We start from the raw sequence: 22,313 nt of genomic DNA on the forward strand, positions 1-22,313 counted from the left end.
TCTAGTCGAGACAGGTCCGGAGGCTCATCACCTGGCGGAGGCGCTCCTTCAAGCGCGGCAGGATCCGGTCGTCCAAGATGATCTGTTCGACCCTCTCGTCGGACTCCGGCAACTGCACGTACGCGCTGAAGTAGGTCCTCTTCCGCGAATCCAGGGCCTTCACGTAGAAAACCCGGCAACCCTCCACCGTCGCGACCTCCAATAATTGAGTCATGCCTTAACGGCTCTTCAAACGACGTGCCACAAGAGGCGGCGGTCGGCACTTTATCGTATGTGTCCGGGACCCCACGGGAACTTTCCGAGGCCTTCGAAAAGACTGGCGCGAACGGGGACAAGATCCGTTGCGGGAGGGATAAAATTTCGCCCCTGGATGGGAAAAATCACCGCCGGTCGACGGGCAGCCGGACGGTGAAGCAGGTCCCTTTATTCACCCTACTCTCGACCTCGATCGTTCCATAATGTTGCTGCACGATCTTGCGGACGATGGCGAGCCCCAATCCCAGCCCCCGCCGTTTGGTCGTAACGAAGTCGTCAAAAAGGGACGGCAGGCGTTCCGGGGGGATGCCCATGCCCGTATCCTGAAAGCGCGCCTCGGCCCATTCGGGCCCGGCGATCAGCGAGATATCGAGGCGGCCTCCCGTGGGCATGGCCTGGATCGCGTTCGAAATGAGGTTGGAAAAGACCCGGTTCAGGGCGTTGCGATCCCCCTTGACGCGGATGGTCTCCGCTTCGCCGGGCAGGTCGAGGCGGATCGCGACGCCCGCCTTGGACGCGGCGAGCTCAAAGGTCGCCACGCTCTCGCGGAGGACGCCCTCCAGGGGGAGAGGAACGGGCTGCAAGGGGACCTCGTGGGTGAGGTCGTGCAGGTTCTCCAGGAAGAGGTTGATCTTGGAAAACTCGCGCTCGACGGTCCGGCGGAAGGTTTGACGGATCTCGGCGTCGCCGTGCATCGAGTCCATGAGCCGGCTCACGTTTTCGATGGCCTGGATGGGATGTTTCAGGTCGTGGGCCAGGCCCGAGGCGATCCTTCCGAACATGGCGTGGCGCTCCTGCAAAATGAGTTCGGTCTGGAGGTCCTTCAACCGGACGGCCATCCGATTGAAGGCCGCGGCGAGGTCCCCGAACTCGTCGCCCGTCCGGAGGTTCACGCGATGGTCGAGGTTGCCCGACGCGAGCTCCCGCGTAGCTTCCACCAAGGTCCGGATCGGGTTCACGACGTTCCGCCGCCCTCCGGCGAGACCCAAGGCCATCGCCACGACGATCATCCCGGCCATGGCCCCTCCGAGCAAGACCCCGATGCGCGTGGCGAGCGCATAGGCCTCCGACGTCGGCTGCTCGACGATCACGCTCCAGCGCAAAGGGTCCGGCAAACGCGTGCCGACCGCGATGACCGGAACTCCTGAGGGATTGGCGAAAAGGGCCCCCGTCGGATTGAGAATTTCCGGAAGGACGCCCTTGGGCTCGAAGGGTCTCTGTTGGAAGACCTCTTTTTTCCGGTCGCCGTCCCCGCTGGCGATTAACCTTTCATCGGGGTCCAACACATGCAGGATGCCGTGTTTTCCGATGCGAATGTTGTCGACCAAGTACCACATCTGGAGGAGGTTCAAGTCGGCGACCAGGACGCCGCTCACGTCCCCGAGCGTGCGGATGGGCACGGCGACGTCCAGGGCGGGAGTGAGATCGTCCTTGATGAACACCTCCGACAGGGCGGTCCGGCCGGACTTGGCCTCCTCGAACACCTTCTTCTCCCGTTCCGACATCTCCTCCGGAGTGACCTCGGAGCTGGCCACGACGACGCCGTCCGGGTCGCGAATCTCGAGACGGTTGAATTCGTCAAAACGGTTGACCTGGTTTTTTAAAATTCTCTCCTTCTGCCAGGGCTTGAGATCGGCGTTGCTGATGTTCTCGGCGCCGGATTTCAGGACGGCGACGCCGTTGCGGACGTAGTGGTCGATCTCTTCGGCGGCCCGGCGGCTGACGTTGGCGTTGCCCTCCGTGACGGAGAGCTCGGTGGCGGTCCGGACCTGCCGGAAGGCGATCGTGCCGAATAGGATCAAAGGCAGAAACGACGCCGCAAGGAGAAGAAGGACCAGTTTGGTCGCGATCCGAAGTTGCATGGGAACCGTCGCGGCATTATGATGGATCGGCTCTGAAAAACAATCATCAAAGATCCCTCAGGGCTTCCTTCTGGGACGGAATCGCCTGGTCGCTCACGGTCGGATTCGGAGAAATGTTTTTCGGGCCGCTGGCGATTTTTCTGGGCGCGGCCGACGTCGCGGTCGGGCTCCTGGCCACCCTTCCCCAAGTCACCGGCGATCTCTGCCAACTTGCGACTTCTTTCCTCGTCAAGATCTTCGGATCCCGAAAGAAGCTGGTCCTGTCCGGGATCGGCGGCCAGGCGGCGTGTCTTCTGGGGGCCATCGCCCTCGTTCTCCGGCCCTGGCACGGGCTCGCGGTCCTCATGGTCCTGTCGATCCTCTACTGGTCGGCTTGGATGGTGATCACGCCGGCCTGGCAGAGTTGGATGGGCGACCTCGTGCCGGCTTCCGAACGAGGCCGCTATTTCGGATGGAGAAGCCGTTGGATCCAGATCGCCACCTTCGGCGCGCTCGTGGTGGGCGGCCTTCTTCTCGAATTGTTCCGCAGCCGCAATGCCGCCCTGGGTTTCGCCTGGCTCATGGCCTTGGCCCTGCTGGGTCGGTTGCTTTCGCTCGTCTTCGTCGGATTTCAGAAAGACATCCGGGAGACGTCGGACGATTCCGATGAAAACTACACGTTCGGCGACTTCGTCAAAAGCCTTCGCAGCAACAACTTCGGTCGCTTCGTCCTCTTCACCGCCCTTTTCGCCGCCGCCGTCAACGTCTCCGGCTCCTACTTCGTCCCTTTCGTTCTGGACGAACTCAAGTTCGGCTACGCCCGTTTCATGATCCTCCTGGCGCTGATGTTCGGAACGAAGTTCCTGACCATGCCCATGTGGGGCCATCTCTCGGACCGTTACGGCAGCCGCCGTCTTTTCGCCCTTTCCTGCGCCTTCTTCTGCCTGCCGCCTCTCTTGCTTTTGGTCTCCCGGCACTTCGTCTACCTGTTCCTCGTCCAAATCGTCGGGGGTCTCGCGGTCGGCGGCTTCGAGCTCTGCTCCTTCAATTTTCTGCTCGACAACACCGAACCGAAACACCGCACGCGAGCGGCCGCCTATTACCAGGTACTGACGGGATTGGGCATCGTCGGCGGGGCCGTGACGGGCGGCCTCCTCCTCAAACACGCGCCGTGGGGGCTGATGCCGTTCACGGCGGTTTTCCTGATCTCGGGCGTTCTGCGGCTCTTTCTCTGGCTCGCCCTGATTCCGGGCATCCGGGAGATCCGTAAGGTCCCGCACGTGACCTATCGCGAGCTGGCCGGGCGGCTGGTTCGCTTTCAGAAATCGATCACGGAGTAGGGGCGGCCCAAACCTTCACCAGGTCCCTCAGACTCTCCATGCGCTTTTCCGGCACGTCGCGGAAACGCGCCTGAAGGGCCACGGGCATGTTTCTCCAGAACAGGAAGATGCCCGGGGGATCGTCGTGGATGACCTTTTGGAACTGCTGGAAGGCCTCCCGGCGTCTCGCCGGATCCACTTCGAACCTCGCTTCATCGAGGAGACGGTCCACCTCCGCATTCCGATAGGAGCAGAAGTTGAGCCCCGCCTGGATCTGGCTGGAATGCCAATAGGTGAAGTTGCTGTCGTAGAGGGAGCGGACGACCATGATCGCGAGGTTGGCGTCAAACCCCCTTTCGCGAACGACCACCCGGACGTACTCGTCGAACGGCAACTCCTTGATGGCCATCCTCACCCCAATTTCCCCCAATTGTTGTTGGGTGATTCGGAGGGCCTTCGACGTAAGTTCCTCGCCTTTAACGGCGTAGGCGTTGAATTCGAATTTCCGGCCGCCCTTATCCAGAATGAAGTCGTCATCATGATCCGCCCAGCCTGCCTGAGACAAAAGTTTTAACGCTTCTTGCGGCTTGTAAGGATAAGGTGTCACCGCAGGATTGTGGCTCTCGTGACTTTCATCGGCTGTACCGGCTGCAATTTCACCCTTTCCCTTCAGGATCCGCTCAATCAGCATCTGCTTGTCGATGGCGAGATTCAGGGCCTGACGAACCCTTGGATCGGTGAAAAGCTTGTTATCATGGTTCAGGAACACCATATAGAGAAGCGGGTACCAGTTGTCGTACACACGAATGGAGCGGATCTGCGAAAGAGCCCCGTAATCCTCCGGGTTCAGCAGGAAAGCCATGTCGATGTTGCCGGCGATCAAATTATTGATGCTGGCGGTCTCGCTGGCCAGCACCTTGACCACAATCTGGTTCAGGTACGGCCGACCACCGAAGTACCGTTCATTCGACTCCAACACGATTTGCTTGTCGTCTTGACTCACGAAGCGATAGGGACCACTGCCGATCGGATGTTTGTTGAAGGAGGAGAAGTCGGGATCGTTTTGGAGGAGCTTCTTGGGCGCGATCCCGATGACTCCAAGGCTGTCCCAAAGGAGGCTGTCAGCCTTGTCAAAAGTAATACGAAGGGTCCAGGGGTCGACGGCTTCAATCTGACGGACATTTTTCAGGGCATAGGCGTATCCGCTTCTTTCCGTCTTCTGAATGGTATCGAGGGTGAACTTCACATCTTCCGAAGTGAGAGGCGAGCCGTCATGAAAGACCGCTTCTCTCCTCAAATGGAAGGTCCATAAAAGGCCATCGGGGGAAACATCCCATGTCTCGGCGATCTCAGGGCTGATCGCACCGTCTTCATTGATCCTTACAAGCGTATTGAAGATCAAATCCAAAAGATTGGCGGATATGGTGGAGTCCGTCGTGATCGGATTGATTTCGGACGGAGCGAAAAAAATGCCTACGGTCAGCTTGCCGCCGAAATGCTTCTTCTCATTGCCGTTCTTGCCTTGAGAGCAAGCGGAGAGAAAGCAGAATAGGGCTAATGCGGTGGATAGGACTGTGCTTTGTCGCTTCACACCGCGAATCTGTTACATCGGCTCATGGTCGACAAGTCAAAAAGGGATCGGCGAAACGCCACCGACCCCTTGAAGCTTGGTCAAAACACCATCGGACGACACACCGCCGGCTTCGGGTCGCTGATCTTCTTCCCTTTCTTGATGGTCATGACGAACACCCCCCCTCGTCGATCTAATCGGCTCTAGGCCGCATCCTCCGCGGTCGATGCGACCGTCTTCTCATCGCTTAAAACCCGGATCTCCCTCTGCATGAACGCCTCGGTCGACTGCTCCAGGAACTTGGCCTCGCAGTTCTTGATCTCAAGACTCCCCGTCTTGTTCACGGCGCTGTAGCGGCAGCCTCCGGCGCAGTTGGGGAGGAAATGACAGCTCTCGCAGTCGTCGTCCCACTTCTTGGTGGCGACCTGCCACTCGCCCTGGGCGTTGTAGTCGTCTTCATCCACCCGCCCGGCCGCCAGGTTACGCAGTCCCACGAACGCGGGGCACTTGTAGACGCTTCCGTCCGGGCCGATGGTGAAGGAATGGCGCGAGTGATACTCGCACGGCCCCATCTCGGGCCGGTTCTGGGTGGGCATCTCCTCCACGAAGAGCTTGTCTTCGAGGGCCTGCATCGCGTCGATCTGGGTCTGGTTGAACGAGCAGACTTCGCAGAAGGAGCTCACGCGGCCCTGGCGCTGAGAGGCGATCTCCGGATTCACCGCCATGATGGGCTTGAAGCGCGCCACCATGATCTTCGAGGCGAACGGGCTTTTCTTGAGCCGTTCGATCAAGCCGAACATGCTGCCGTAGTTTTCATGATCGAAATTACCGCCGATGGCGATCTTCAGCCGCCCGCCGCATTGTTCGTGGATGTTGCAAAGGTTGTCGTAGATCGTGTCGAACGTCCCCTCCCGGTTGTGGCGGATGCGCTTCTTGTCGTGGGCCTCGCGGTCCCCGTCGAAGGTGATCTTCACCCATTGGAAGCCGTAGGGGATCATCTCATTCACGAACGCCGGGGTGAGAAGGACGCCGTTGGTGATCATCCCCAGGGTCAGCGGAATGCCCTGTTTCGACGTGTGTTCGTGAAGGGCTTTTCCGATTTGTTTCAGCGTCTCCGGCTGCAGGAGCGGCTCGCCGCCGAAGAAGTGGATGTGAAGCGTCTGCGGTTTCACGCGGTCGATCCGGTTTTTCACGTAGGCGATCGTCTTCCCCACCGTCTCCGGCTTCATGACGCCGCCTTCGCGCACCTCGTTTTCGAAGCAGTAGTCGCAGGCCAGGTTGCAGGCCATCGTCGGCAGGATGGTCACCTGCATGATGTCCGTACGCTCGCGGATCTTCGTCTGGTACCAATCCTCGAATATCTTCTGTTCGTCGGCCTCGTCTTCTAGCAAGAGCCCCATGTCGAGGAGATCGGGGACCGCCGCCTGCTCCTTGGCCGTAAGCGGAAAGCGGTTTCGAATCTTGTCGAAGAGGATCGCCGGATTCAGATCCGGGTCGTCGAAGAGGACGCGGTGGTCGTGAAGCGTGTTATAAAGGAGGTACTTGCCCGGCTCGTCCTTGGCAGCGGTCAGGATATTGAATTTTGACGGCTTCATGGCACTGGCAAACCTTGCAATCCGCGCACCAAGGAGACATTTTTACCCTCTAGCGCCTCTTCATGAGGCCAAAAGTTGGAACATATTAGTACATATGAACTTATTAATATTATTAATGAATTAATATATTAAGTTTATTAAGTATCAATTCGATCAATACAGACATGGATGACGAGAGACGGCGGTTCTTGCTTGGATAAGTTTTTAGTCAGTCGCGGAAAAAGATGCCCCTCTTAGAAGGAGGCCTTGGCGCCGGCGAGGAAGGTGATGCCGGGGGCGGGGAAACCGAATTTTTCTTCGTAGCGGTCGTCCAGGAGGTTCTCGAGCTTGACGTAGACCCGGCCGCTCTTCATCGCCAGACGGTCGCGGAAGATCTCGTAGGAGGCGGCGAGGTCCACCTTGACGTAGCCGGGCACGGTCCCCGAGGCGGAGGTTTGGCCATCGGGATCGATGAAGAGGACGTTCAGGTCCCCCCCCGAGGTGCTGATGACCGACGGCACGGTCCGGTTGCCGACAATGTTCACGTCCGCGCGCACCGTCAGGCGGTCGGTGGGCTCGGCCTGAACGAACAGAGCGCCGCGATGCCTCGGCCGGTCCGCGAGCCTGAGCCCCGTCGCCTCGTCGATCGCGCGGAGAAAGGTGTAGTTGCCTCCGGCCTTGAGCCACCGGAACGGTTTCACGGACGCGCCGATCTCCACGCCCGTGCTGTAGGCGTCCCGAATGAATTGGAGGCCATCGAAGAGCCGGTCGTAGTCGATGTAGAAGAACGTGGCGGAGAGCTCGGCCCAATCCCCGACCTTCTGCTCCACCCCCGCCTCGTAACTCTGGGACAGCTCGGCCTCCAGCCGCACCGCCTGAAAGAAGGGATCGTTCGTCTCGCGCAAGAGCACCTGGTCGAAGAACTCGAGCACCGTGGGCGCGTGGAATCCTTCGCCGTAGCTCCCGCGGAGCGTCGTCTTGGTCCCGGGAATCTTGACGAGGACCGAGGCCGCGGGGCTCCATTCGTGGCCGAAGGTGGTGTTGGAGTCGTAGCGGACGCCGCCGGTCAGGATCAGTTTTTCCTCGAAGAAACGGAAATTCTGCTGAACGTACGGGGCGTAGTTTTGGCGCGCGCCCTCCTGGCCGGGCGCCGGAAACTCGACGCCGCCAAAATCGGTGAAATGCAGGCGCTCGTCCTCAAACTCGAAACCGGCCGTCACCTGCGTGGAGAAGGCGGGCGATTCGTAGGCCGAGAAAAAATTGCGGAGATCGAGCGTGTTCCTCAGTCCCCGCCCGCTGAAGTCCTGGTCGCCCGGAAAGAATCCCGGGTCCGCCGTGTCGCCCGCCGAGGTGTTTTCCAGGTCCTCCAGGTCCAAAAAAAGGCCGTAGTGAAGTTCCGCGTTCCACCAGGGCCTCGGGGCGCCCTTGACCGAGAGATGGGTGATGACCTTGTCCGAATGAAAGCGGCTGTCGTTGTCGGGGTCGATCTTGACCAGGATCGACCCCGTCGCCGGGTCGAAGGAAGACTGGAACTCGTAGAAAAGCTCCTGGTCCGACCGGAGGTAGTTGACGCCCGCCGCCACCTCGATCTCCGGCAGAAAGCGGTAACCGAAATTCGCGGAGACGGCCGTCTCCCCGAAGCGGTCGCGGTCGAAGCGCCCGCCCTGGTCCGTGCGCGAGGCGCCGCCGCTGAACCGGAACTTTCCGGCCTGAAACGCCCCGTCCACGGTCTCGCGGAACGTCTCAAGATTGCCCCCTTCGAAGGACGCCGAGAACGTGGGGGTTTCCGAGCCCTTGCGCGTGATGATGTTGATGACGCCGCCGACGGCGTCGGAGCCGTACAGGACGCCCTGGGAGCCGCGGACGATCTCGATCCTTTCGACGTTCTCCAGGGGGATCGCCGACAGGAACGCGGCCCGCCCCTCGGAGACGTTGTTGACGGGAACCCCGTCGATCAGGATCAGCACCTCGTCGCGGTCCGCCCCGCGGAGCCGCACGTCGGTGTCGTCGCCGAGGGAACCCGAGGAGATGACGTCCACGCCCGCGGCGCTGCGCAACACCTCGGGAACGGTGCGCGCCTGCCGGCTCTCGATCTCCTCGCGGGAGATCACGGTCGCCGAGGCGGCCACGGCGTCGAGCGGGCGTTCCTGTTTGTCGGCGGTGACGAGAACGGGCGGGAGGACGGTTTCGGCGCGGGCGGGCAACGAAAACAAGACGGCGGAGAGGAAAACGGCGGCCCTAATCTTCTCTCTTTCTCTCCAAAGCAATCATCTCTCCCAGGTTGAGCCGCTTGACCTTGTATTCGAGCGTCTTCCGATGAATCCCCAACCTTTTTGACGCTTGTGTTTGGTTCCAGCCTTCTTCGTCCAGAATCCGGAGAATAAAGCTCTTCTCGAAGGCGTCGAGGGTTTTTTGCAGAAGTTCCTCCCCCTCGGCGACCTCCGTCTTTTCCACCTTATGGAGCTGATATTCAAGCGGAATGTCGGTGAAGCCGACGTAGTCCTTGTTGGTGATGGCGACGATCCGTTCGACGAAGTTTTCCAGCTCCCGGATGTTGCCCGGCCAGTCGTAGGTGGCGAGGACCTCGAAGATCTCCTTCTTGAACCCCCGCACGCGCCGGTTGAACTTCTTGTTGTAGCGGTCGAGGAAGAGCTCGGCCAGGACCGGCAGGTCTTCGATCCTTTCCCGCAGGGGAGGGACGTGGATGGGCACCACGTTCAACCGGTAGTAGAGGTCCTCCCGGAACTGCTTGTTCTTGATCTTCTCCAGGAGATTGGCGTTGGTCGCGGCGATGAGCCTCACCTTGACGGGGATCAAACGATTGCCGCCGATGCGCTCGATCTCGTTCTCCTGGATGGCGCGCAGCAACTTGCTCTGAAGGTCGTAGCGGAGCTCACCGATCTCGTCGAGGAAGAGCGTGCCCCCGTCGGCCAGCTCGAACTTGCCGTAGTGGAGGCGGTGAGCGCCCGTGAACGAGCCCTTCTCGTGGCCGAAGAGCGTCGACTCCATGAGCTCCGAGGGGATCGCCGCGAGGTTGACCGTCACGAACGGCTTGTCGGCCAAGTGGCTTTGGCGGTGAATGTAGCGCGCGATGAGCTCCTTGCCCGTCCCCGTCTCCCCCGTGATGAGGACCGTGGTCGGGATCGGCGCCGCGCGGTCCGCCATCTCCTTGACCGCCGTCATCGCGCGGCTGCGTCCGATGAGAAAGGCGGCGTCGGGAGTGATCTGACGGACCTCCTCCCTCAGGTAGATCAGTTCCTTCGTGGCCCGCTGTTTCTCGATCACCCGGGTGATGATGGCCTTGAGGTCGTCCGGATTGAACTCCTTGTTGACGTAGTCGTAGGCGCCGAGCTTCATGGCCTGCACGGCGGTCTTCACGTCCGTGATCACGGTGATGACGACGACCTCGATCCGCTCGTTCATCTCCTTGATCTCGGGCAGGAGCGTCAGCCCGTCCTCCTGGTTCAAGCGCACGTCCAGGAGGACGACCTGGATCTCGAAATTTTGGAGGATCTGCCGCGCCTCGCTCAGGGTCGCGGCCAAATGGACGTCGTAGTCCTTGCGCAGGATGGCCTGGAGGATGTCGCGCATGCTCTCGTCGTCGTCGACCACGAGAATCGCGGGCCTCGCTTCGCCGGTCTCGGCGGTTTTTTGGACTGCGTTCACGGCCATATAAGTTCCCCGCTAGCACAGACTCCCGGCGCGGCGCAAGTAAGTGCATGGAATAATTTGAGATTCTTGCTTATTTTGGCCAATTTTTTATCCAGACTTTTTCATTTTGGATCATTTTACGCCTGGAAAATAGAGATTGAAAACGATGTTTCGAAGACGTTAGCATTCGCTCTCACACCCGACGGGTGCGATTCAGGGCATTGGATTTTCTGAGGAACTGAAACGTGTCATTCATCAACACGCGGGACAAAGAGGTCAATTGCAAGATCGCCTATTTCGGACCGGCCTTCTCGGGCAAGACGACGACGCTCCGCCACATCTATCAGGAAACGGCGCCCGGCCATCGCGGCAAGATCACGACCCTTTCCGGGGCCGACGACAAGACGCTGTTTTTCGATTTTCTTCCCCTCTCGCTCGGCAAGATCAAGGATTACAACGTCCGCCTCCACCTCTATACCGTGCCCGGGCAGGTGATCTACGACTCTTCGCGCACGATCATCCTCAAGGGTGTGGACGGCGTCGTGTTCGTCGCCGACTCCCAGGTGGAAAAGCTGGAGGACAACCTGGAGAGCTGGCGGAACCTGGAAAAAAGCCTGAAGAACGCAGGACTCGACTTCAAAACGATCCCCATCGCCTTGCAATACAACAAGCGGGACCTCGCCAACCGGATGCCGGCGGAGGAGTTCCGCGCCCTTTTCAACAACCGCGACCTCCCGGAATTTGAAACCATCGCGACGCAAGGGAAAAACGTCATGGAATGCTTCCAGGCGGTCGCCAAGAAAGTCCTAAAGGAGCTCAAATGATGCGCCGATCCCTCCTACTCGCCGCCGCCGCGATCCTGGTCGCGGCGGGATGTTCGAAGGCCCCGAAAATCCCCCGCGCCAAATCGAGCCCAGGCGCCCGTGTCTTCATCGTCGAGCCCGCGAACGGGGCGGCGGTGACAAGCCCTATCACGGTCAAGTTCGGCGCCGAGGGCATCGAGCTCGCCAAGGCGGCGGATGGGATCAAGGACAACAGCGGGCATCACCACCTGCTCGTGGATTTGGGCCAGCTTCCTCCGATGGATCAGCCCCTGCCGTCCAACGAGCACATCCTCCATTTCGGGCAGGCTCAGACGGAGACCAGCATCAACCTGCCGCCGGGCCAGCACACTCTCCAGCTCCTGCTGGCGGGCGGGAACCACGTCCCCAACGACCCTCCGGTGATATCCGAGAAGATTACGATCACGGTGCAATAGCCCCGGAATTAATTCCGGGGCTGGTCCCCTGGTGATGCCATGACGGACAGCCACCGAATTAATTCGGTGGCTTATTTCGGGATCTTTTCCCAATCCTTGATGAATCTTTCGATGCCGATGTCGGTCAGGGGGTGACTTGCGAGCTGCTTGAGGATCGCGGCGGGAATCGTGGCGACATCCGCACCGATCAGGGCCGCGTCGCGCACGTGGATGGGGTTGCGGACGGACGCCACCAGGATCTTCGTCTCGAACTCGTAGTTGTCGTAGATTCTCCGGATGTGGCCGATCAGCTCCATGCCTTCCTCCGAAATGTCGTCCAACCGTCCGATGAAAGGGCTCACGTAGGTCGCGCCCGCCTTGGCGGCGAGCAGGGCCTGGTTGGCGGAAAACGTCACGGTCACGTTCGTCTTGATGCCCTGGGAGGCGAGATGCCGGACCGCCTTCAGGCCGGTCAGGGTCATCGGGACCTTGATCACGATGTTCTTGTGGATCTTCGCGAAGTGATGCGCCTCCTTCATCATGCCGTCAAAGTCCAGACTGATCGTTTCCGCGCTGATGGGACCGTCGACGATGCCGCAGATGTCCTTCAGGATGTCATCGTACTTGCGGCCGACCTTGGCGGCGAGAGAGGGGTTGGTGGTCACGCCGTCGACCAAGCCCATCGCGTGGCATTCCTGGATCTCCTTCACGTCGGCGGTGTCGATGAAAAATTCCATAAAATCTCCTTGATCGTTTTCTTGAGTACCGGATGCACCACATCCTTCGCTAAGTCCGCAAGGGGTTTCAGCACGAAGCCACGGCGGGTCATTTCCGGATGGGGGATCTTGAGGCGGGGCGAATCCAGAACAAGATTTTCGTAGAGGAGGATGTCGAGGTCGATCGTCCGCGGCGACCAATCGCCCTTTCCGGTCCGGCCGAGTTCGCGCTCTATCGTTTCGAGGAGGTCAAGGAGGCGTTCCGGGTCGAGGACGGTTTCGACTTCGAAGACGCCGTTGAGAAAGTCCGGTTGGGAGGGCTGACCCGGCTTGAGCAGCGCTTGAGTCTCATAAAGAGGCGAAACACGTCGGACGTGAGCCCCTGACTGGCCAAGACGGCTGCGAGATCTCTCGATGTTCTCATGGCGGTCTCCTTGGTTTGAACCAACGCCGATGTAAACGATGTAGGGGCGCATGGCCATGCGCCCTTACAATTTTAATTTCGCCAATCGTTCAATCGCCTCACCGATCCGCTTTTCGTCCCGCGTGAGGGCGAACCGCACGTACCCTTCGCCACCCGCGCCGAACCCGACGCCGGGGGTGATGACGACGCCCGCCTCTTCCAGCGCCTTCATCGCAAGCCGCTTCGAATCGTAACCCTTCGGAACAGCCACCCATACGTAGAAGGCGGCCGTCGCCTCGGCCACGTCCCATCCGATCTTTTTCAAACCCTCGACGAGCGCGCGGCGCCGGTTGCGGTAAATCTTCCTCATGTCCTCCACACACGCCTGGTCGCCCTCCAACGCGGCGACGCCCGCCCACTGGACAGCCTGGAAGATCCCGGAGTCGATGTTCGTCTTCACTTTGCCCAGCCCGGCAATGACATCCCTGTTGCCGCAGGCGAATCCGATCCGCCATCCGGTCATGTTGTACGTCTTCGAAAGCGAATGAAATTCAATGCCGACCTCGCGCGCCCCGTCGATCTCCAGGAACGAGAGCGGCTTCTCGCCCTCGTACTGCTCGCAGTAAGCCGCGTCGCTGCACACGATGATGCCATTTTTTTTCGCAAAGGCGGTCACTCGCTCGAAGAACCCGCGCCCGGCCACCGCGCCCGTCGGGTTGTTCGGGTAGTTCACGTGGATGACCTTCGCCCGCTTGAGGACGTCCGCCGGGATCGCGTCCAGGTCGGGCAGAAAGCGGTTCTCGCGCTTCAGGGGCATGAAGTGGGGCTCCCCGCCCGCGAAGAGCGTGCCCGTATTATAGGGAGGATAACCGGGGGACGGGACGAGGACGACGTCGCCCGGATTGACGAAGGCCAGGGGGAAATTCGCGATGCCCTCCTTGGAGCCGATCAGAGCGACGACCTCCGTTGCGGGATCAAGCGTGACGCCGAAGCGCCTCTTCATCCAGCCTGCCGCCGCCTCCCGAAAACGCGGCATTCCCTCATAGCTCGGGTATTGATGATTGGCGGCGTCCGACGCCGCCTTTTGGAGGGCCTCGATGATGTGCCTGGGCGTGGGCTGGTCTGGGTCGCCGATCCCCAGGTCGATCAGGTCGACGCCCTTTTTCAGCTGCTCGGCCTTGAGCCGGTCGATCTCGGCGAAGAGATACGGCGGGAGGTGCTTGATGCGGTCGGCGAGCCGTATGTCCACGTTTCACACCTCAAAAATGAATGCCTGAATCGCACCCGTTAGGGTGTGACTTTTCGACTATCGGCCGTGGGCTCAAAAGTCAAACGGCTTGCGCGGCGGGGGGCGCGTCGAGCTTGAGCTCCAGGGCGCGCATCTGCTCGCGCAGGACGGACCGGAAGGTCCTGAGATCGACGAGGTTTTCCTCCGTGGGCGGGACGTCCCAACGGGTCATCGGGGCCATCACCAGAAACACCTTGTCCATGAATTCTCCGAAAATCTCGCGATGGACGCCCCCCCAATCCCGGCCCGACAAGATCGAAAGACCCCGGCCGAAGTCCTGGAACATCCGCAGCATGCGTCCGAGATGGCGGGCCGTCAGGCGATGTCGGATCTCGTCAATGTGCCCCCATTCCTTGGGATCGACCGTGTAAGGCACCTGGAAATATTCCTGGTCGTAGGCGGTCAGGGAGGAACGGAGCTCCCTCAAAAACAGGGCGCCGATCTTGGAGGCCAGGGCCCTTGCATCGGATTCATCCGTCACGGCCCAGTTGAGCGCCACGAGATTGAGGTCACGGAGCTCCCCGAACGGACGGGTCTTGACCGCCCAATATTTTTGCAGACCGCGAACGAGCAGCGTCGCCGCCCCGGCCGCCAGTGCCAGGCCCCCGAACTCCTCCAGGCTCATGCCCAAGAACGGTAAGCCTCCGAAGAGAGCCCCCTGGCTGAAAAGACCCTGCCGCTCCCCCGGCCGCGTCATGGATTGGAACCGTCCGAAGGCCGCAGCGGAATCCTGCGCCGCGTCGGCGGGCGGGGTCGCAGGCGCCGCGGACGGCAAGAACCGGCTCAAGAATGAGGGGACGGGCCCGATGATCATGAATTCTCCAAAACAGGCCTCTTTTCGGTCGCCTGAGGGAAAAGTTGCAACTTTTCCAAAATTCCGCCGATAGGGGCCGCGATATGGTTTTCAACCCTTTTACCGGCGTTTCGAACTTTCAGGCGGCCTTGTCGGGCCGGCTGGCCCAACTCTCGCAGACTCTCGCCTCAGGCGTCTTGGAGCGCGTCAACGCCCTTCCGCATTGGCAGTCGGCCGTCGTGGAGAGGCCGACCACCTTGGGGGATCTCGCGCGCCCGCTCGTGGCGTTTCACTTCATGATGAACCCCACGTTTGGAGGGGCGATCTGCCGCGTCCTGAGGCTCGATCCGCGGTCCGTCTACCGGAGGGAGATCCGGGCGGATCGTCTCCTTCCCCTCCGGGACACCCTTCCGCTGACCTTGACCGATCACATCCATTCGGTCCCGGCCGCCAAGATCGTCCTGCTCCTCCAGAAGCATCCCAAAGTCCGCCTTTTCATTGCTCGAGAAAACCGCGCCGAGGCGCGTTTGACCGCCTCCATCATCGGCATCCTCCTCATGGGGATCAAACAGGGCGAAAATGTCACCTTCCGCGCCGAGGGCGAAGGGGCCGCCGAGGTCCTGCGCCAGATACGAAAGTACAACGCCGCCGAGTGGTTCAACGGGGACCGTCGGCGATCCCGGGTCGATTTCCGCGATATCCAGGGGACCGACGTGGGCGGCATCGTCCGGCAGGTCTTGGAAGTCATGCGAGAGTTCGAGGAAGACGAGCTGGCGGCCATCTATCATCCGGAAACGCGCCGCCTCATCGTCGGCCACATCCTCAGCACCCACCGTGAGATCGCGAAATCCGCGGGTTTTGGCGACTCCGATTCTTATCTCCGGTTGAATCTCGACGCCCGGGGCGGGCGCCTCCAGGCCTGCTTTGGGCCGGGCAAGGACGAAGAGAGCAAGGAAGGAAGGGACCAACTCCAAGTCTGGCTGGCGGAACTTTTCCGGGGCGTCAATGTCCCCCCATTTTGAGTGACTGAATATTCGAACGTACCCGTCTTGGAAGTGACTTCGAAAACCGGCAATCCCATCCACTAAGCCGGGAGAAACGTCTCGTATTTTTTTTACCAACTTTGCTCATGCCGCCCGTTTGAACGACCATTTAAACTCGTAATTCAACATCGCGGCGATCTCGATGAGCCGAGAGAGTTCCTTCTTGTAGTTTGTCGTATCCAATAACCGCGACAACTGGGACATGGAGGTACCAAGGCGTCTTGCCAATTCACGTTTCGGAACTTTGGCTTCCCGGATGAGCTGATTCAGCAGCTTCGTCATTTCATAGAGTGTGTTTTCACGGACGTATTCGGGATTTTGGACGATGTGCAACGGTTGATCGTAAGGCACGTATTCCTTTTTCCCGTTATTAAGAGTGAAATAGAAAGAATGTCTTCCCACCTCGGGATCTGGTCCGACCTCAACGACTTTGTCATGAATACCCAGGGCCGAATAAGGACAGTCCACCTTCAACCCCGAGGTATATTCCAAGTGAAAGGCTCGCTTCTTATTGTCAAACCCAACTTTTTTGAACTTGTTATGTTTCATGTAATAACCCCTTCATTCACCAGCGACCTTAAGATCTTGCGTAATCTTCGGCTGACTTTTCCTTTCATCACCGTCAAGGCTTCATCCAGTTCCATTTTGGCGATCAATTTGCCGTCTTTCAGCACATGGACATGCCGCGGCGGATGATCGCCGACCCAAAACTCAAAGATATAACCGCCCCGCTTGATCCTGCCCACACAGCCTCCAATATGATACCTTTTACGGTATCGCTTGTCAAAACCCTCAAACTGACTGTTTGTGCCAGGCAAGACCTGTGCCAATGGGGCTGGCTCAAAATGCATGGAGAACTTTGGGTCTGACGGGATTGTTGAGTTCGACTTTTCGGACGGGGAGGTTTGAATTTTGGACGGTGATCCGGGAGTCGCAGTTTAGTCCCTCGCGAAACCGATTTTCCTGGCGTTTGATAACGGCGGAGCCATCAGCTGCCGGATGGCGTCGAAGACGGCCTTGAATTGGGAGTCGTATTTCTTTTCCAGTTCCGCAAGTTTCCGAGCAAGGTCCTTGTTTGAGGACAACAACTGCCGCAGACGAACAAAGGCCCGCATAATTTCGATGTTAACGTGGATGGCGCGATTGCTATTCAGAACGCCCGACAACATCGCGACTCCTTGTTCCGTAAAAACGTACGGCAGGTATTTCCGGTGTTTACCCCGACCCAGCTTTAAGATCGCAAAATGCGATCTTAGAGATTGGGCCTCCTCGGCAGTCAGCTGAAACATGAAGTCGGACGGGAACCTCTTGCGATTCCTCTTAACCTGCTCGTTGAGCCGGAAAGTCGGAACGCCGTAGAGTTCCGCCAGGTTGGAATCCAGAATCACCTTGCAGCCGCGAACCCAAAGTATCAGGTGTTCAATTTGATCGACGGGAATTGGTTGATCGATTTCGGCCATGATGGAAGTCTGTAGCAAGCTCCGTGCCAAGAGATTCAATCGGAAGCTGAGGCGTAAAGGGTTCGAATTTCGGACGGGTGGGTTTGAATTTCGGATGGACGAACTGCTTCCTACCTACCTTTCATTAGCTTGTAGACGCGCCCGGTACCTGGTTTTGTTTAATTTTCTATTGAGTCCAGTTAGACCATTTGCAGCTTTTACAATTAATTACGAAATAAGTTTCGTCTCTTTGATCATCATTATACGAGCCGCGTTCTAATTCGGCAGATCCACAATTCGGACAAATATTATATGGTAAGGGGTCGGATGGATCTGAACTATACACCCTGTGCTTATATAAATTCAGTATCTGTTCTGCGGTCCAATCGATATCCTCTGGATTCTTCGCAAGTATTCCCTTGATGCTTTCTACGTTGAACCATTCGGGCTTTTTCTTGTCAGAACGACGATAGTAGAAGTGTTGAGTAGCCCATGAGATTGCAGCCCCGAGAATGAAGAAGATAACATTTTCCATTTAAGCCAACCTACGCCCTCAAATGATACCCCTTCGTTTTCACAAACGCATGAATCCCCAAATACGAAAGCGTCGTCCCCATCCCCGAATTCCTCCGCCCCGACCAAGGGAGCCACGGACTGACCCGGTCGTAGCAATTCCAATAGCCGGTGCCGACGTCGAGTTTTTCCAAGATCGCTTTCGCCCTTTCCTCGCTCTTCGAAAAAACCGCCGCCGTCAGCCCGTACTCCGTATCGGCCATGAGCCGTAAGGCCTCCTCATCATCCTTCACCTTCTGAATCCCAATCACCGGCCCGAAGGTTTCTTCCTTCATCACGCTCATCGTATGGTCCACCTCCGCCAGGACGGTCGGCTCGAAGAAATTTCCCGGGACGTCCATGGCATGCCCCCCCGTCTTCAGGGCCGCGCCGCGGGCCACCGCGTCCCACACCTGCCCTTCCAAAACCTTGAGATGCGCCTCCCGCGTCACGGGGCCCAGCGTGGTCGCCTCCTCCAGGGGGTCTCCCAGTTTCAGTTTCCTCGTCTCCGCGACCAGGGCCTCGAGAAAGGCATCGTGGATCTTTTCATGGACGTAGATCCGTTCCACCGCGCAACAGCTCTGGCCCGCGTTGTAAAAGGCGCCCTCCGCCGCCATGGCGGCGGCCTTTTCCACGTCGACGTCGTCCGCCACGTAGAGGGGGTCCTTGCCGCCCAGCTCCAAAACGACGGGGATCATCCGACCCGCCAATGACTGGGCGATCGACCGGCCGATCTTGTAAGAGCCCGTGAAGAAGAAACCGTCCAAGGGGAGCTTCAGCAAAGCCTGCCCCGCCGCCGCGGCGCCGATCACGGCCTGGAACGCGTCCTCGGGTACTCCCGCCTTGAAGAGCAGATGCTGGATGTACTGGCCCGTCAGCGTGGAGAACTCCGAAGGCTTGTAGAGAACGGCGTTGCCGGCGATCAGCGCCGGAACGATCACATTCATGGCAATCAGGTACGGGTAGTTCCAGGCGGAGATGTTGGCGATCACGCCCAAGGGCTCGAACGCCAGGACCTCGCGCGTGACCTGGACTCCCGGGGACTCGTTCACCGTCTCCGGCGACAGCCATTTCTCCGAATTTTCAACGAAGTAGCGGACGCGCCCCATGGCGCCGTCGATTTCGTTTCGGGATTCCCGAATGGGTTTTCCGATCTCGAGTGAAAGCGTCTTGGCGAGCTCTTCCTTGTTGCGGCCCAACAGTCCGCCGAACGCGTCCAGGAGGCCGATCCGTTCCTTAAGCGGGCGCGCCGCCCACGCCTTTTGGCCCTCCCGCAGCGAGCGGTACTTGGCTTCGATTGTCGCAACCTCGTCGGCCACGAGGAGACGCAGCGTCTCGCCGTTCGCGGGATTGACGATCTTCATGAATGCTTCCTCGCCTTCACTTCCTGGAGGAAGCGCTCATAGAGGGGTTCCGGGGGGATGATCTGCTCCTTGAGCGTATGCGAGAACTCCGGGTGCCACTGGACGCCGACCACGAACTTGCGCCTCAAGTCCTTGTAGGAGACGGATTCCACAAGCCCGTCCTCCGGGGAACGCGCCTCCACCTTCAGGTCCTTGCCCAGCTCACGGATGCCCTGATGATGCACCGAGTTCACCCGATGCCCGTTGTCGTACGGGTAAATCTCGGCGAGCAGTCCGCCCGGCTCGAAGAGGATCGGATGATGGGAGCGGTCGTAGAGGTCGGAGTCACGGTGTGCGAGGTTGTCGCCCATCTCCGTCCTTAAGTCCTGATAAAGCGTCCCGCCGAAATAGACGTTGATCAACTGGCAGCCGCGGCAGATCCCCAGCACTGGCTTGTCGTTGGCCACCGCATAGTCGAGGATCTTGAGCTCGTAATGATCCCGGAGCGGGTCGCCCGGCCACCGGCCCTCGTCCAAGTGCGGTTGGTTGTAGGTCTTTGGCGAAATGTCGGCGCCTCCTTGCAGGACGAATCCGTCCATCTCGGCCAACATTTCTTGGAGGGGGTCCGGGTCGAGGTCGGGAATCAGATACGGCGTCACGCCGGGGCGGCTCAAATAGCGGGCCATGTCGCTCAACAGACCGGCGACGGTCTTGCGGCCGGACGCCGGATTTTGGGGGTCCGGATGGATGAGGACGGCGGAGACGCCGATGCGGATCCTGTCCGTCATGACAGGGCCGCCTTATAAATCTTCCTAAAATCCTCCCGCGTCACCGGCTTCGGGTTACAAGCGTGGCAGACGTCTTCCAGCGCGAGCCGGGATAATTCTTCAATGTCGGACTCCTTCACGCCTTGCGAGGACAGGTTCGCCGGAAGACCGATCTTTCGGACGAGGCCCGCCAGGTAACTCACGACGGCCCCTGGCGTCTCCTCAATCCTCAGAACTCGCGCGATCGTGATCAGACGGTCCGCGGAGACTCCGGCGTTGAACGCGATGCCGTGCGGGATCATCACGGCGTTCGCCGTGCCATGGTGAAAATCGAAGAGCGTCGAAAGCGGATGCGCCGTCGAGTGAACGACCCCGAGGCCTTTTTGAAACGCGATGCCTCCCATGAGCGCCGCGATCATCATCTTGCTGCGAGATTCCATGTCCGGGTTCTGGACGGCCTTTTCGAGGGCTTCGGAGACCAGATGAATGCCTTCGAGCGCGATCCCGTCGCAGATCGGATGAAAGCCCTTCGAAAGATAGGCCTCGATATGATGCGTCAGCGCGTCCATCCCGGTTGCGGCGGTGATCGTCGGAGGGAGATCCATCGTGAGCATCGGGTCGGCGAAGACCGCCTTCGCCATCAGCCGCGGGGAGAATAGGATCTTCTTCTGATGGGTCGTGTCGTCGGAGATGACCGTGCTGCGCCCGACCTCGCTGCCCGTGCCCGCGGTGGTGGGCACTGTGACAAAATACGGGATCTCGTTCACCACCAATGCCTCGCCGCCCTTTGAGTCTTCATAGTCGAAGAGATCTCCGGGATGATTCACCTTCAGGGCGATCGCCCGGCTGACGTCGAGCGACGCCCCACCGCCGATGCCCACCAGCGAATCGCGGGATGATTTTTTGAATTGGTCGACGCCTCCCAGGACGTCGCTCTTGACCGGGTTCTTATGGAGACCGCTATAAACCTGGGGATCGAGAGCGTTCGACTTCAGATCGATGACGATGTTCTTGAAGACGGGCAGGCCCGCCAAGGCGGGATCGGTGACGATCAGCGGATGGGCGAAGCCCTGCTCCTTTAGGAAGGGACCGAGCTCCCGGACCACGTCCTTTCCGAAACGAATGCGCGTCGGAAAGTGATAGGTGTATTTTTGTTCAAATAATCTCAAAGTACCTCTTCAATTCCCAGTCGGTCACCGCCTTCAGGTATTGCCGCCACTCCCACTCGCGCGTCTGGACGAAGTGCTTCACGAACTTCTCGCCCAAGAGTTCCGGGGCGAGCGACGATGTTTTCATGAGTTGGGTGGACTCCCAGAGATTGGATGCCAGGCTCCCATGGGATTTGTCCTGATAGCCGCTCGCTCGTGTCGGCGGCGCCGTGAGCTTCATCTTCGTTTTGATGCCGTACAGCCCGGAGGCCAGGTTCGCGGCCATGACGAGATAGGGGTTGGCGTCGGCCCCGGAAACCCGGAACTCCAGACGCGTGGCCTCGGCGCTCCCCGGCAAGGCGCGAATCGCGGTCGTCCGGTTGTCGACCCCCCACGTCGGCGTCGTCGGCGCCCAGGCGCCTTCGACCAGGCGCTTGTAGCTGTTGATCGTCGGCGCATACATCGGAAGGAGCTCGGGCAGACAGTGCAGGACCCCCGCCAGGTAACTCTTCATGAGATCGCTCATGCCATCCTTGGCGCGCGCATCGTAAAAGAGATTCTTCTTTCGCCCCTTGTCCCACAGGCTTTGGTGAAAATGGCCGCCGCAGCCCGGAAGGTCCTGATTCCACTTGGCCATGAAGCTGGGGACGATGCCATGGAGGTGCGCGATCTCCTTGACCCCAGCCTTAAAGAGGACGGCCCGGTCGGCGGCTTCGAGAACTTCATCGTAGAGGATCGCCGCTTCATAAACCCCCGGACCCGTTTCGGTGTGCAGGCCTTCCAAGGGGACCCGGAATTTTCCCAAGAGATCGAAGAGGTCGTTGAAGTAGGGGCTGTTCTTCGAGGCGCGCAACAACGAGTAACCGAACATCCCTGAAGTGATGGGTTTTGGGTCGGGCGGTGTTTCGCGGAAATTAAACCACTCGAACTCTTCGGCGAAGAGGGGCGTGTAGCCCAAGCGCCCCGCTTCCCCGCGGACCTTCTTCAGGAGGCTGCGGGGGCAAACGTCCAGCGGCTCGTTCTGAGCGTTGCGGAAATCCGCCAATAGAAAAGGGATGTTGTTGTCCCACGGCACGCGCCGGAAGGTGGCGAAGTCGATCACGGCCTGGGCGTCCGGGTAACCCGTGTGCCATCCCGTGTAGGTCGTGTTGTCGTAGCAGGCGTCCGAGGAATCCCAGCCGAAGACGACGTTGCAAAATCCAAAGCCGCCGGACTCGACGATGGAGAGAAACTTGTCGCGATGAATGACCTTGCCCCGGAGGACCCCGTCCACGTCGGTGATGGCGACCTTCACCTTCCCCAGAGGGTCCCTACGGATCTCATCGATAACTTTTCGGGCCATTGTTCGGAAGTGTACCAGAGACGGGCCGGAAA

At 59.5% G+C, this 22,313-nt stretch carries 21 protein-coding genes; 4 read left to right on the forward strand and 17 right to left on the reverse strand.

From position 1 onward, the window contains the following. Position 1: 1 nt before the first annotated feature. Together VLJ37_03100 and VLJ37_03105 are read right to left on the reverse strand one after the other, a co-directional pair. A complete protein-coding gene (locus tag VLJ37_03100) occupies positions 2–214 on the reverse strand; it encodes a hypothetical protein (GenBank protein HSA58651.1) in 213 nt (70 codons plus the stop codon). Positions 215–380: 166 nt separating this feature from the next. After that, positions 381–2,117 (reverse strand): sensor histidine kinase, encoded by a 1,737-nt coding sequence (locus VLJ37_03105; protein HSA58652.1) that lies wholly within the window; start codon positions 2,115–2,117, stop codon positions 381–383. An 80-nt stretch (positions 2,118–2,197) separates the two neighbouring features. Between VLJ37_03105 and VLJ37_03110 the strand changes: the two genes are divergently transcribed. Then, a complete protein-coding gene (locus tag VLJ37_03110) occupies positions 2,198–3,436 on the forward strand; it encodes an MFS transporter (protein HSA58653.1) in 1,239 nt (412 codons plus the stop codon). On the opposite strand, the gene VLJ37_03115 is transcribed toward VLJ37_03110, so the two are convergent. From VLJ37_03115 to VLJ37_03130, 4 genes are all read right to left on the reverse strand, one after another. Then, a complete protein-coding gene (locus VLJ37_03115; GenBank protein ID HSA58654.1) occupies positions 3,426–5,006 on the reverse strand; it encodes an ABC transporter substrate-binding protein in 1,581 nt (526 codons plus the stop codon). The two genes, VLJ37_03110 and VLJ37_03115, sit on opposite strands and share 11 nt — an antisense overlap. 182 nt (positions 5,007–5,188) lie before the next feature. Further along, complete coding sequence (locus VLJ37_03120; GenBank protein HSA58655.1) at positions 5,189–6,580, reverse strand: radical SAM protein; 1,392 nt, start codon at positions 6,578–6,580, stop codon at positions 5,189–5,191. Positions 6,581–6,813: 233 nt separating this feature from the next. Continuing rightward, positions 6,814–8,826 carry a TonB-dependent receptor gene (locus VLJ37_03125; protein ID HSA58656.1) on the reverse strand — a complete coding sequence of 671 codons (2,013 nt, stop codon included), beginning with the start codon at positions 8,824–8,826 and terminating at the stop codon, positions 6,814–6,816. Continuing rightward, positions 8,798–10,231 (reverse strand): sigma-54 dependent transcriptional regulator, encoded by a 1,434-nt coding sequence (locus VLJ37_03130; protein HSA58657.1) that lies wholly within the window; start codon positions 10,229–10,231, stop codon positions 8,798–8,800. The genes VLJ37_03125 and VLJ37_03130 overlap by 29 nt, the downstream gene beginning before the upstream one ends. A gap of 224 nt (positions 10,232–10,455) precedes the next feature. Between VLJ37_03130 and VLJ37_03135 the strand changes: the two genes are divergently transcribed. Both VLJ37_03135 and VLJ37_03140 read left to right on the forward strand, forming a co-directional pair. Continuing rightward, on the forward strand, positions 10,456–11,034 hold the full coding sequence (locus tag VLJ37_03135; GenBank protein HSA58658.1) for a gliding-motility protein MglA: 579 nt from the start codon (positions 10,456–10,458) through the stop codon (positions 11,032–11,034). After that, positions 11,031–11,468, forward strand: a complete 438-nt coding sequence (locus tag VLJ37_03140) for a DUF4399 domain-containing protein (protein HSA58659.1) — start codon at positions 11,031–11,033, stop codon at positions 11,466–11,468. Before VLJ37_03135 ends, VLJ37_03140 begins: the two co-directional genes overlap by 4 nt. A 71-nt stretch (positions 11,469–11,539) precedes the next feature. Here the strand turns inward: VLJ37_03140 and fsa are convergent, their stop codons facing one another. The 4 genes from fsa to VLJ37_03160 all read right to left on the reverse strand — a co-directional run bounded on the left by fsa (position 11,540) and on the right by VLJ37_03160 (position 14,668). Then, positions 11,540–12,184 (reverse strand): fructose-6-phosphate aldolase, encoded by a 645-nt coding sequence (gene fsa / locus VLJ37_03145; GenBank protein ID HSA58660.1) that lies wholly within the window; start codon positions 12,182–12,184, stop codon positions 11,540–11,542. After that, positions 12,154–12,645 carry a 2-amino-4-hydroxy-6-hydroxymethyldihydropteridine diphosphokinase gene (gene folK / locus VLJ37_03150; protein ID HSA58661.1) on the reverse strand — a complete coding sequence of 164 codons (492 nt, stop codon included), beginning with the start codon at positions 12,643–12,645 and terminating at the stop codon, positions 12,154–12,156. Before folK ends, fsa begins: the two co-directional genes overlap by 31 nt. A gap of 6 nt (positions 12,646–12,651) precedes the next feature. Beyond that, a complete protein-coding gene (locus VLJ37_03155) occupies positions 12,652–13,815 on the reverse strand; it encodes an LL-diaminopimelate aminotransferase (protein HSA58662.1) in 1,164 nt (387 codons plus the stop codon). Between the two features lie 79 nt (positions 13,816–13,894). Continuing rightward, on the reverse strand, positions 13,895–14,668 hold the full coding sequence (locus VLJ37_03160) for a hypothetical protein (protein ID HSA58663.1): 774 nt from the start codon (positions 14,666–14,668) through the stop codon (positions 13,895–13,897). 83 nt (positions 14,669–14,751) lie between these two features. Between VLJ37_03160 and VLJ37_03165 the strand changes: the two genes are divergently transcribed. Next, positions 14,752–15,669: an HPr family phosphocarrier protein gene (locus VLJ37_03165; GenBank protein HSA58664.1), complete on the forward strand. Its 918-nt coding sequence runs from the start codon at positions 14,752–14,754 to the stop codon at positions 15,667–15,669. Between the two features lie 105 nt (positions 15,670–15,774). Here the strand turns inward: VLJ37_03165 and VLJ37_03170 are convergent, their stop codons facing one another. The 7 genes from VLJ37_03170 to VLJ37_03200 all read right to left on the reverse strand — a co-directional run bounded on the left by VLJ37_03170 (position 15,775) and on the right by VLJ37_03200 (position 22,281). Beyond that, positions 15,775–16,239: a helix-turn-helix transcriptional regulator gene (locus tag VLJ37_03170; protein ID HSA58665.1), complete on the reverse strand. Its 465-nt coding sequence runs from the start codon at positions 16,237–16,239 to the stop codon at positions 15,775–15,777. Then, positions 16,236–16,436: a DUF4160 domain-containing protein gene (locus tag VLJ37_03175; protein ID HSA58666.1), complete on the reverse strand. Its 201-nt coding sequence runs from the start codon at positions 16,434–16,436 to the stop codon at positions 16,236–16,238. Before VLJ37_03175 ends, VLJ37_03170 begins: the two co-directional genes overlap by 4 nt. Before the next feature lie 192 nt (positions 16,437–16,628). Continuing rightward, the gene (locus VLJ37_03180; protein ID HSA58667.1) at positions 16,629–17,150 is read right to left on the reverse strand and encodes an ORF6N domain-containing protein; all 522 of its coding nucleotides are present in this window, start codon (positions 17,148–17,150) and stop codon (positions 16,629–16,631) included. A 524-nt stretch (positions 17,151–17,674) separates the two neighbouring features. Beyond that, positions 17,675–19,045, reverse strand: a complete 1,371-nt coding sequence (locus tag VLJ37_03185) for an aldehyde dehydrogenase family protein (protein ID HSA58668.1) — start codon at positions 19,043–19,045, stop codon at positions 17,675–17,677. Further along, on the reverse strand, positions 19,042–19,812 hold the full coding sequence (locus VLJ37_03190) for a gamma-glutamyl-gamma-aminobutyrate hydrolase family protein (GenBank protein HSA58669.1): 771 nt from the start codon (positions 19,810–19,812) through the stop codon (positions 19,042–19,044). The genes VLJ37_03185 and VLJ37_03190 overlap by 4 nt, the downstream gene beginning before the upstream one ends. Then, positions 19,809–20,960, reverse strand: a complete 1,152-nt coding sequence (locus VLJ37_03195; GenBank protein HSA58670.1) for an iron-containing alcohol dehydrogenase — start codon at positions 20,958–20,960, stop codon at positions 19,809–19,811. The genes VLJ37_03190 and VLJ37_03195 overlap by 4 nt, the downstream gene beginning before the upstream one ends. Beyond that, positions 20,947–22,281, reverse strand: coding sequence for a glutamine synthetase family protein (locus VLJ37_03200; GenBank protein HSA58671.1), 1,335 nt, complete (start codon positions 22,279–22,281; stop codon positions 20,947–20,949). The genes VLJ37_03195 and VLJ37_03200 overlap by 14 nt, the downstream gene beginning before the upstream one ends. Between the last annotated feature and the right edge of the window lie 32 nt (positions 22,282–22,313).

Source organism: bacterium (genome assembly GCA_035454885.1).
Lineage (GTDB): Bacteria > UBA10199 > UBA10199 > JACPAL01.